1 protein-coding gene is annotated in these 12,781 nt (G+C 63.6%); it reads left to right on the top strand.

What is annotated here, in order from left to right:
* The first annotated feature begins 2 nt into the window (after positions 1-2).
* Positions 3-12,632, top strand: a complete 12,630-nt coding sequence (locus ASC85_RS27720) for a filamentous hemagglutinin family protein (protein ID WP_057452183.1) — start codon at positions 3-5, stop codon at positions 12,630-12,632.
* The last annotated feature ends 149 nt before the right edge of the window (positions 12,633-12,781 follow it).

Here is a 12,781-nt window from a genome sequence, read left to right as displayed (position 1 = left end):
GGATGCTGCGCTGCAAACCCCAGACGAACCTGAACGCCCCACGTCGCGATGGCGAGTTGTCGATGTTGCGGCTCAAGCCGCTGGCCCAGGCCATTGCTCTGCTGATGGTGGCCGGCAATGCCCAGGCGGCGACGGCGTTCAGTTCGGCCTGGTTTGCGGCCAAGGGGGCTACACAGGCCGGTGGCGCGGCGCGGCCTACGACCGCGCAGCCAGGCATGCCGCCGCCCCTGGCGCAACAGCAACGGGCCAATGCGCAGCTGCAGCGTTCGCTGACCAACCTGAATAACACCGTCGCCGCCATCGCGGCCCAACAGGCGGCCCAGGCCGCCGGACGGCAAGCCGCGCTCGGTCAGGTACAGGTCGTGCCTGACGGCTTGGGTGAGGGCGGGCTCAAGGTCGATAACAGCCTGACCCAGGGCTGGCTCAACGCCAAGGGACCGCAGCAGACCCAGGCCGGTGGCAAGACCACGGTGAAGATCGAACAGACCGCCGACAAGGCGATTCTCAACTGGGAAACCTTCAACGTCGGGCGCAACACCACGGTGGATTTCCAGCAGCAATCGGACTGGGCCGTGCTCAACCGGGTCAACGACCCCCAGGCGCGGCCAAGCCAGATCCAGGGCCAGATCAAGGGCAACGGCACGGTGATGCTGGTCAACCGCAACGGCATCATTTTCAGCGGCAGCAGCCAGGTCAACGTACGTAACCTGGCGGCGGTGGCGGCCAACATCAGCGATGAGCAATTCAGCAAGCGCGGCTTGTATATCGATGCCACCGGCAGCCAACCGACTTTCACCGACGCGGCGGGCAAGGTCGAAGTGCAGCAGGGCGCGCTGATCGAAACCCACCGTGCAGCTACCTCCACGGCCGGTGGCGGTTATGCCTTGCTGCTGGGTAGCGAAGTGGAGAACGCCGGCTCCATCATCACCGCCAAGGGCCAGACCACTCTGGCGGCGGGCGACAGCTTCTACATCCGGCGCGGCCAGGGCACCAGCGGCAACCTGCGTTCCACCACCCGTGGCAACGAGGTTGCGACCTCCCTCAAACCGGGCAGCAGCGCCGGTACGGTGATCAACAGCGGCCTGATCCAGGCCAGCACCGGCGACATCACCCTCACCGGACACCGGGTCGAGCAGAACGGCGTGGTCGTCGCCACCAGTTCAGTGGACACCCGTGGCACCGTGCACCTGCTCAACGCCTTCAGCGACAGCACCGGTAGCGTGACCCTGGGGCTGGGCAGTGCCACGGCGGTGCTGCTCGACGCCGCGGGCGGCAGTGCCCTGGACAGCCAGCGCAATGCCGGACCGGCCGGCCTGGATGGCACGCCGAACAACCTGATCACCGGCCAGTTCAACAACCTCAGCAGCGTGGTCGACCGCACCGATCAGTCGCGGGTCGAGATCGTCAGTGGCGCCAGCGTCGACTTCCAGAACGGCTCTATCACCCTGGCCACCGGCGGCCAGGTCGCGGTCAGCGCTGCCGGGCGCAGCCTGGTGCGCGATGGCGCGGTGATCGATGTGTCCGGCGCCATCGGCGTCAAGGTGGCGATGGAGTCCAATTCCATCAAGGTCAACGTGCAGGGCAATGAACAGCGCGACGCCCCGGTCAACCGCGACGGCGGCAAACTGACCAACAACGATGTGTGGGTGGACGTGCGTGACTTGATCTACGTGCCGGCGGGCACCAATGGTTACGGCACCGACCGTTGGTACACGGCGGGTGGGCTGTTGGAAGTTGGCGGTTATTTGGGGACCCGAGGCCACAGCGCCGGTGAATGGGCTGCTCAAGGCGGCACCCTGACGTTCACCGGCAACGACGTAGTAACCCAGCAAGCGGCGCAACTGAACCTGTCCGGCGGCACTCTGGATGTGCAGAGCGGCTACCTACGCCAGTCCTGGCTCAAGGGCCCTAATGGGCGTTTGTATGACTTGTCCAAGGCGCCGGGAGACATCCTCTACACCGGCGTCTACAAAGGCTACGAAGACCACAGCCAGCGCTGGGGCCAGACTGATTACTACTACAACCCGCTGATCGCCCCACGACAGCGCTTTGAAGCTGGCTACACCGTCGGCCGCGATGCCGGCAAACTGGTGGTGTCGACCCGCAACGCGGTGCTGGAAGGCCAGATTGTCGGCGAGGTCTACCAGGGCGAACGCCAGACCCAGGCACCCAATCTCAATCTCGACGGCTACCAGCAATCGCAAAACGCCGTGGCCCGACGGGCGCAATTGTGGGTGGGCAGCTACACGCCGATCTATGACAAGGCCAGCGGTGTGATCAACAGTGGCCTGAACTCCACCTTCGATCAGGTCACCGTCGGTAAGGTGGCCGAGAAAATTGCTGCGGGGCTGGACCTGACCTCGGCGGTTGGCACTGATCGGCAAGGCAAGCTGGTGCTGGATAATGAACTGCTCAATGGCTTCCAACTCGGCGCGGTCAAGGTGGCAGCTGCTGACGGCATAAAAGTCGATGGCACGCTCAAAGTGGCCGATGGCGGCGACATCACGCTTTATGCACCGCAGGTGGAAGTGAACGCCGACCTGACGGCCCGCAGCGGTCGCATTGCCTTGGGTAACGTGCTTAAACAGGTCAGAACCGATAATTTCAAGATTGAAGACGTCGTGCTTACGCCCGCCACCGGTCAGCGTGCCGCGGTTACGTTGGGCGAGGGCGTGACGTTGAACACTGCCGGGCGGTGGAGCAACCTGCTGCTTGACGGCGGCGACCGCCAGGGCTTGCCATTCATCAATGGCGGTACCGTGTCTGTGCGCAGCGGCGGAGATATCGACGTGGGCCAGGGCAGCCTGATCGACGTCAGCTCCGGCGCCGCCGTCATGGCCGATGGCAAGACCCGTGGCGGCAAGGGCGGTGATTTGACGCTGACCGCCAGTACCGGCGCGTCGTCTACTAAAGGCGCCTTGAACCTTGACGGTGAACTGCGCGGCACCGGGATGAGCGGTGGCGGGACCTTGAAGCTGGCGGCCAATAAAGTGCTGATCGGCAACAGTGGCTCGTCGCTTGAACCGGGCACCTTGCAACTGGGTGGCGATTTCTTCGACAAGGGTTTCTCGGCCTATGACATCACTGGCAACGAAGGCCTGACGGTGGCCGACGGGACCCGGGTCGATGTGACGATGCCGGTGTACCGCTTTGGCGAGCAGGCGTTGAGCACCGGCAGCGGCGCAGAAGCGGCCGATGCGTTGCAGCGCTGGACGCCCCAGCTGTACCAGGAAGATGCGATCAAAGGCGTCCTCACCCAGCGTCGCGGCGCAAGCTTGAGCCTCACTGCCGGTACCGCGAACTCCAGCGCGGCCGACATGGCGAGCACGGTGTTGAACCTGGGCAAGGGCAGCGTGATCAGCGTTGATCCGGGGCAGGGCATCGATGTGCGCAGCATCGGTCAACTGACCGCCAACGGTACCCTCAACGCCTGGGGCGGTCGGGTCAGTCTCACCGAGTTGAGCGTCGGCGATACGGTCCGCGATCAAGTCAATGCCCAGGGCCACGGTCATTCCATATGGCTGGGTGAACAATCACTGATCGATGTATCGAGCCGGGCCATAACAGCTCGGGACATGCGCGGTCAGACCTACGGCCTGGTGCGCGACGGCGGGCAGATTGTCATCGGCGGCCAGATCGATGCCGCGAAAGGATCGACTTCGGCGTCCGAATTGTTTGTGGTGGTGCGTGACGGTGCGCGTCTGCAAGCGGATGGCAGCCAGGCGACTCTGGATATTCCCGGCCAGGGACGCACGTCGGTGGCGAGCAATGGCGGCAGCATTTCCCTGGCGTCGGCCAATGGCCTGTACCTGGACGGTTCGTTCAGCGCCCGTTCGGGTGGAACAGGGGCCGCAGGCGGTAGCTTGTCGGTAGCGCTGGAAACGCCCTATTACTTCAAGAGTGCGGTCAATGATCGGGTGTTGAAGGTGCGTGAACTGGTGCTGGCGCGCGCTGCCCAGGCCAGCCCACTGAGCGATACGGCTGAAACCTCGGCGGATTCGCTGGTCTATGGTCACGGGCGGCTAGGTGTCGATCAGGTCCAGGCCGGTGGTTTCGATAGCCTGTCCCTGTTAAGCAACGGCCTGATGAGCGTCGATGGCGACCTGTCGATGTCCCTCGGCCAAAGCCTGAGCCTGTACGCCCGCAGCTTTGGATTGAGTGCAACCGCGCCAGCCAATACCCGGGTCGAGCTCAATGCACCCCATGTGTTGCTGGCACTTGCGACAGGGCTGGCGACCACTCGACCGAGTTTTGACCCCTATACCCGGCCAGTGGTCGATGGTGGCGGAGTGTCGCTATTGGCGAACAAGGCGGTGTTTTCCGTCAATGCGGACCTGCTGGATGTTCAGGGTAGCGTGATGTTCAGTAGCAAAGGCACGGTGAGGCAGGCCGACGGCGGTACCGTCGCGCTGGAACGCGCCGGTTTCGACAGGGTTCAGCTACGCAGCCGGGGTGATTTGCGATTCCTGGCAGGGTTATCCAGTGACGGATTGCCTACGGGCTTTACCACCCAATTGCTGACCCCCTCGGACATGATCCTGCAAGCGGCGCAGTTGTACCCGGCGACCGGCGTAGGGGCTCGGGTTTTGGCGGGATATATGCGCCCCGGCGCCCCGGTTTTCGATCCCGCGCGCAGTCTGGTCATTGAGCGTACTACCCAGGTCACACCTGCAGTGCCTTATTCGGCATTTGGCCGCTTGCAACTGGGTAGTGCGAAGATTGAGCAGGGCGGGGTGGTACGAGCACCGTTGGGGTTGATTGAAGTCGGCATAAACGATGGCTTAGGTATCACTGATCGAGTGGAGCTGTTACCGGGCAGTCTGACTTCGGTCAGTGGCCTGGGCCTGGTCCTACCTTACGGCGGCACCGTCGACGGCCAGAACTACGAGTACGCTGGCAAGAAGGTCGTGTTGCTGGGACAGGGAGCGACGCCCAACGACAACTCCGATTTGAACATCGGGGTGATTCTGGGCGGTCGATCTGTGGTGGCGCAAGAAGACGCGGTGCTCGATCTGTCCGGTGGCGGTGAATTGCTCGGCGCCGGTTTTATCTCTGGCCGAGGCGGCTCCACCGATGCTCGCTTCAACCCGCTGGTACAAATCGGCGCCAATGGCGGTTTCACCTTGCCGGGGCTGTCCAGCAATCCGGTCTACGCCATCGTGCCGGGCAATCAGAGCCAATACGCGCCGGTCGCCCCCGAAGGTGGAGCAGTGGATCCCAGGGTAGGTCAGCAAATTACCATTGGCGCCGGTGTGCCAGGGCTCGCCGCCGGTACCTATACCCTGATGCCATCCACCTACGCCTTGCTGCCGGGAGCGTTCCGGGTCGAAGTCAACGGTTTGGCGGGACAAGGCTCCACTTCAAGCGCGCAACAGATGCGCAACGGTTCCTGGGCCACCGCCGGCGTGCTGTCGGTGGCCAATACCGGGCAGCGCAACAGTTTGTCCAGCCCAGTCATCCTGACCTCGGGAGATGTGCTGCGTCGCTACTCGCAATACAACGAAACCAGCTACGCCCAGTTCGCCGTGGCCGACGCCGCGCGTTTGGGCGTTCCCAGGGCTTTGTTGCCAGTAGATGCCAAGATGTTGAAGTTGAACCTTGCAAAGGGCGCCGCAGATCAGGCTTTCTCCTTCCAGGGCATAGGCAAGTTCGCGCCTCAGACCGGAGGATACGGCGGAACCGTCGCGGTGGTCGCCAGCAATGGTACCGCGCTGGAGGTGGTCGCCGAAGGGCGGGGGGCTACGGCCGGCTTCGAGGGCGTAACCCTCAATGCCGAAAGCCTCAATGCATTGAATGCCTCACGCCAAGTGATCGGCGGCCAGTTTTCGGTGCTCTATGGCCAGGGTGGTAACTACATCACGCCGCAACGGGTGTCCCGTAGTGTCGCGCTGCGTGAAGGTGCGACCCTGTCGGCGCCTGAGGTATTCCTCCTGGCCAACGGTGGCGAGCTGTTGGTGGAACAAGGCGCTGCCATCAACACCATCGGACGGGGCAAGGCCGCTTACGATGCCCGTGATGGTTTTATCTATAACCTCAATGTGACGTACCAAAACTACAGCTTGCTGGCCGCCTCCAATGGCTTGCTCAATGTATTGGCCCCTCTGTCAGGCACCACCGGCACAGTCAACATCGGCGGGTGCAGCCTGACACCGTGCAGCGGCGTGACCCGGGTTCACTCCGAAGGCAGCATCGTTGCTGCGTCCGGCAGCAGCCTGGCGTTGGACGACCAGGTGCGCTACGGCACCCGTCACCTGACCCTGGCCCTGAGCAACATCAACGTCGGCACCGCCCAGGCCCTGAGCAACGCGGCGACAAGCCAGGTCCTGCCTGCCGGTCTGACCCTGAGCCAGACCGTGCTCGATCGCCTGTTGCGTGGAGACACCGAATACGGTGCTCCGGCCCTGGAAACCCTCGAACTGTCGGCCAGTCAGGCGCTGAATTTCTACGGCACCGTCAGTCTCGACACCTATGACCCGACAACAGGCAAGTCGCGCCTGAATAACCTGATGCTCAGCACTCCTGCCATCTATGGCGCCGGCAGCGCCAATGACGTGGCGACCATTCGCACCGCCAACCTGATCTGGAACGGCGCCGTTGGCGCACCGGGTTCGGTGATTACCGGCGGTGCCGGTACCGGCACCGGTCGCCTGGACATCCAGGCCCAGCGCATCGAATTCGGCTACGGTGACTTCGCCCAACCTAGCTCGGTCACGACCCTGGACCGTTTGGCGCTGGGATTCGCCAACGTCAACCTCAGCGCCAGCGAACGCCTGACCGCCAACCACAAAGGCAGCCTGGCGGTGTATCAAAGCCAGGGGGCCTATGACGCAAAAACGGGCTATGCCTACGGCGGCGGCAACCTGAATATCCTCACGCCATTGCTCACTGGAGAGGCCGGTTCGGTGAACCGCATCACGGCGGGTGGGGCGATCAATGTAACCGGCACGACCGCCAAGCCGGGCGCTGTCTCCGGGCTCGGGGGCGAGTTGTCCCTCAAGGGCCAGAGCCTCAACCTCGCCAGCGCAGTGGTGCTGCCCAGCGGCAAGCTCACCCTCAGCGCCACGGACGACCTGACCCTGACGGATGCGGCACAGATCGACCTGGCTGGGCGCGCAGTCACCTTCAACGATGTGACGCGTTACAGCGCCGGTGGCGAGGTGATCCTGCAAAGCCGCAACGGCAATATCCGCCAGGCGGATGGCTCAAACATCGACCTCTCGGCCCGTAACAACCAGGCTGGCCGGCTCAGTGCCGTGGCCTTGGACGAGGCCGCCGGGATCGTAGATTTGCAGGGGCGGATTCTCGGCAGCAGCACGGGCGAATATGACGCCGGCGGCACCGCCATGCCGTACCTGGCCGGCGGCGTGGAAATCCAGGCTCAGCGCCTGGGCGGCAACGGCAGCCTCAGCGAGCAGTTCGCGGCCTTGAACCAACGGTTGAACGACGGGCAGGTGTCCGGTTCCCGTGGTTTCCAGCTCAAACAGGGCGACCTGGTGATCGGCAACGAACTCAAGGCCTCGACCATCAGCGTGTCGGTCGACAACGGAAACCTGTTGGTCAATGGCAAGGTAGACGCCAGTGGCGAACGGGTCGGCAGCATCCGGCTCGCCGCTGGGCGCTCCCTGACGCTGGGCAGCAACGCGGTGCTCGATGCCCATGGCAATCGTCTGCGTGTAGACAGCTACGGCAAGATTATCGACTCACCGAACCGCGCCATGGTCGACCTGACCTCCCGGGGCGGCGTGCTGACATTGGCCGACGGCGCGCGCATCGATCTGCGCCATGGCACCGCAGCGCCTGCGGGGCAACATGATGGTCGCGCTCGCGGCACCCTGGAACTCAATGCCCGGCGCGCCGGGCCAGATGCCACCCATGGTGACATCGTCATCGACGCCAGCGGGAACCTGGATATCCAGGGCGCTCGCTCGATTGCCGTCAACGGTATGTGGCAGTACAGCGATGCCGACTATGGCAGCGACCCGGCGGCAAGTGGCCGTCCTTATCAGGTCATCGACCAGGACTACCTGAAAGACATACATGACGACAGCACCAAGTTCATCAAAGCCGCGCTGGACAACGACGACCTGATGCAGCGCAAGCTCGCCGGCCTGAACAACACGCGTTATGCCGATGCGTTCCACCTGCGGCCCGGTGTCGAGATTGTCAGCGCCACGGCCGACGGCGACCTGGTGGTGCAGGGTGACCTGGACCTGTCCGGTTATCGCTACGCCAGTGTGAACCCGCACACGCAGAAAACCGACATATACGGTTCCGGCGAGGCCGGTGCGCTGACCCTGCGCGCCGGTGGCGACTTGAGCATCTACGGCAGCATCAACGACGGTTTCGCGCCACCGCCGCCCACGCAGGATGACAAAGGCTGGGTGCTGCTGCCCGGCATCGATTTCACCGGTGGCGACATCGTCGTTCCCGGTGCCGGCGTGACGCTGGCCGACGGTACGGCGTTCCCGGCGGGAACCACGCTCAACTACGACTTGCCGATCAAAGATGTGACCCTGGCGGCCGGCACCCGGTTGCCAGTGGCGGCGATCCTGAAGCAACCCCTGGAACTGCCCGCTGGCACGGTATTGGCGGCAGCGGTGCACGACGCCTCCGGCAAGCTGCTGTTTGCCGCTGGCACTTTGCTGAGCCGGGCCCAGACCCTCGAAGCCGGCTCGCAATTGGGCGCTGGCAGCGTGTTGAGCGGTGCCGCCGCACTGCGCGGTTTCACCTGGCCCAAGGGCGTTGCGCTGCCCAACGTGGCAAACGCGGGCAATGCGCAGACCAATATCCTCAAGCTCGAAAACAGCCTTGTCTTGAACCGTGGTTCGCTGATCCCATCCGGCACCGACGTGAAGTTGCCGGATGGCGTCGAATCGGTGCAGTTGCGTCCGGAAATTGCAGGCAGCAACGGCCGCTTGTGGGCCATTGCCCCGATGCTCGCCGAGGGTTCGCAATCCTGGTCGCTGAGGTTGGTGGCCGGGGCCGATACGGCAGCGGCAGACAGTCGGATCGTCCAGCCTGACCCGGTGCGTGGCGATTTGCGTCTTGCCGATAGTCACTACGGCATGTTTGGCAAACCCGTACCGGGCAAGGGCACCTATCGGTGGACGGAACTAGCGGTCTCTGAACTGGCGGCCGCGGGATTCACGGTAGAGCTTGGCCAAACCGTCGAGCTGGATATCGTGAGCAATTTTGGCTACGACTCGGTTGACGCCTTCTGTGCGGATTTCGCCGGTATTTGCGCGCTTCAAGCTTCTTACAGATGGACCAAGGCAGCGGAGGAGGAATTGGCAGGTTCCGGCTTTGAGGTCAAGGCCGGCGAGCTGATCAGCCAGGCCGCTGCGCAGTTTTTCCAGTTTGATTCGGTTCAGTCACTCTGCGACGCGGCGCCGAGTGTCTGTGCCCCCGCAGACGTGGAGTATGAAGCGGTTGCCGGCAGTGTCCGTCCGAGCGTCATCCGCACCGGTACCGGCGACTTGGAGCTGCTCAGCGGTGGCAGCCTACGCATGGATTCGTTGTTCGGCATCTATACCGCCGGCACCTCATCAGCACCAACGTTCCCGGGCGATCCCTACAACCAGCCCAAGGCCCTGGGCGCCAACGACAAGGTGCTCAATGACCAGGAAGGCAGCAATGAGAAACTGGTCGATGGCGGCACTGAAAGTCTCTATCGCGCCTGGTATCCGGACGTGGGCGGCAACCTGTTGCTCAAGGTTGGCGGTGACCTCAGTGGCAACCTGACCGCGCCTGTCAACTCTGGCGGGCGACCGAACCCTACCGACATGGGCCAGGATTCGGCCAATGTGGGCAATTGGCTCTGGCGCCAGGGCAATGATGATTCAGCGAACAGCCAGCCGACCGCCTGGTGGATCAACTTCGGTAGTTATACCGCGTCGACGGTAACGGGGGGCGCTGATCAAATGGCCGCTTTCACCGGGTTCGGGACTTTGGGTGGCGGTGATCTGGATGTACAGGTGAAGGGTGACGCGGGCGTGTTGAACCGACTCGCCGGTAGCGACTTCAACTCAAACATCAACGCTCGTAGCCAGGGGCTGCTGTTGGCGGTCGGCAGCACCGGACGTGTGGGCGCTGATGGCAGCCTGCAATTGACCGGTGGCGGCGATCTCAATCTGCGTGTGGGTGGGGCGTTGAATCCCGATAGCGTGTTCGCCGACGGGCATCTGAACGGTGCGGTCATCAACCTGCGGGGCCACGCGCAGATTGACAGCGGCGCCATCGGTCGAATCGACCTTCAATACGGCAATGCTGTCGCAGTACAGTCCCCTGGAGAAACGCGGGCCTACGACTCCTTCAAATCCACACGAGGGTTTGCGACCGGCGGCCTGACCCTCATGCCGGGCGATGCTACCTTCGATCTGACGACTTCAGGCGACCTTGTGGTGATGGACGTCGCCGATCCGGGGCGGGCGCCGATGATGAGTGCCTCACGCTTCAAGGACGGTAACACCAACGGATCGGGCGTCAGTTGGTTCACGCTGTGGACGGCCAATACTGCGGTCGACTTGTGGTCGTCGGGAGGTAACCTGACACCTTTCACATCCAGTACCGCAACGGATCTGGCGGTGGTCTATCCGTCCATCCTGAGAGCTGTGGCAGCCAGTGGCAGTCTTTATTACGGGAAGTCCTCGGAGCTGTATGACACAGGCTACAACGGCAACAATCGCCCAGCCCTGTTGCTTGCTCCCGGCATCAACAGTGAGCTGCAATTCATGGCCGGCGATTCCATCTACGGCGGCGATATGTCGGTCAGTCGCTCCGGTGCATCGTCTGCAGCCCTGGCCACACCGTTTAGGCCAGCCTTTGTCGGTCTCGTCGAGACTGTCGAATACGGTCCCGTCATAAAGGCCAGCAATCTCTCCGCCGATGGCAACCTCGCTCGCCCTGATGCGAAAATATTGCCTCTGTTTGCCTTCGGCACCAGCAGCGCTTCCAGCGAATGGGCCCTCAATGTCGATCCTGCTCGCTTCTATGCGCTTGAAGGTGACTTGCTGGCAGTCGCCACTGGACGGTCGATGACATCAGTCTCCACGGGCAGATGGCCGGGGCGAATCGCATACGAAGGCGCCGGTGCTGTACGAATGATGGCTGGACGAGACATTGTCAGCAGCGGCATACCGCTGGGCGGGTCTCTGAATGAGAACCCCGACACGGGTAATTACACCAGCACCGGCAACCTCTTCATCCACAACAACCCCACCGACATCTCCATCGTGGCAGCCGGGCGCGACATCCTCTACAGCAACTTCAACGTCGCCGGTCCCGGCCTGCTGGAAATCACCGCCGGGCGCAATATCCTGATGGACGACAAGGTCAGCATCACCAGTATCGGCGCGGTGGTGCCAGGGGATTCGCGCCCCGGCGCAAGCCTGGTGCTGCAAGCCGGCGCGGGCCTCAATGGCGCGGATTACGAGCGCTTCGTCAAGGCGTACCTGGACCCGGCCAACCAGGCTCTGGCCGGTGTGCCCCTGGCGAACCAGGACGGCAAGGTTGCCAAGACCTACGAGGCTGAGTTGGTGGATTGGCTGGAGAAACGCTTCGGCTTCAGCGGCGACACCGGGCAGGCCCGCAGCTTCTTCGCGGCGCTGCCGGCGGAGCAGCAGCGGGTGTTTGCCCGCAATGTGTACTTTGCTGAACTCAAGGCCGGTGGCCGTGAGTACAACGAAGTGGGCGGCGTGCGCCAGGGCAGCTACCTGCGCGGGCGGGAGGCTATCGACTTGTTGTTCCCGAGCAAGGATGTGGCGGGTAACGCGATCACCTACAAGGGCGACATCACCATGTTCGGCGGGGCCGGGGTGCACACCGATTTCGGCGGCAGCATCCAGATGCTGACCCCGGGTGGTGGGCAGACCTTCGGCATCGAGGGCAACGCGCCGCCGTCCACCGCCGGGGTGATCACCCAGGGCGAGGGCGATATCCAGTTGTATGCGCAGAACAGCATCCTGCTGGGGCAGAGCCGGATCATGACCACCTTTGGTGGCTCGATCCTCGGCTGGTCGGCCCAGGGCGATATCAACGCCGGTCGCGGTTCGAAGACCACCGTGGTCTATACGCCACCCAAGCGCTTGTACGACACCTGGGGCAACGTGACCCTGTCGCCATCGGTGCCGAGCACCGGCGCGGGTATCGCCACCCTCAACCCGATTGCCGAAGTGGCGCCGGGGGATATCGACCTGATCGCGCCGTTGGGCACCATCGATGCGGGCGAGGCGGGGATTAGGGTGTCGGGCAACGTCAACATCGCGGCGTTGACCGTGGTGAACGCGGCCAACATCCAGACCCAGGGCAAATCCACTGGCGTGCCGCTGGCGGCTTCGGTGAACACCGGGGCCATCACCTCGGCCAGTTCGGCGGCGTCCTCGGCGACGCAGGCGGCGGAAGACGTGGCCCGTCAGCAACAGAACGCCGCGCGGCAGAACCAGGCGTCGGTGTTTACCGTGCAGGTGGTGAGCTTTGGCTCCGAGCAACTGGCCCCGTCCCGCGACGGCGCCAGCCGCGAAGCGCCTCGGGCCTACGATCCGGCCAGCCCGGTGCAGGTCCTGGGTGCGGGGCCTTTGGACGAGCGCAACCGCCAGCGGCTGACTGAGGAGGAGCGGGGGCGGTTGAGTTTGTAAGAGACCGAGCTTGCAGTGAGGTTGGCTGTGCTGGCCTCATCGCGAGCAAGCTCGCTCCCACAATAGGTCCAGCGGTGCACGCAGAGCTCATGAACACCCCACAGATCCCTGTGGGAGCGAGCTTGCTCGCGATAGCGGTGGGGAGGTGG

Origin of the sequence: Pseudomonas sp. Root401, from assembly GCF_001425105.1 — a bacterium.
Classification (GTDB): domain Bacteria; phylum Pseudomonadota; class Gammaproteobacteria; order Pseudomonadales; family Pseudomonadaceae; genus Aquipseudomonas; species Aquipseudomonas brassicacearum.
Note: the sequence above shows the minus strand (reverse complement) of the source record. Positions and strands in the feature narration are given on the sequence as shown.

What these genes read in the sequence shown, in the direction of transcription:
- ASC85_RS27720 (WP_057452183.1), top strand. Translation starts at nt 3, where the DNA reads ATGCTGCGCTGCAAACCCCAGACGAACCTGAACGCCCCACGTCGCGAT.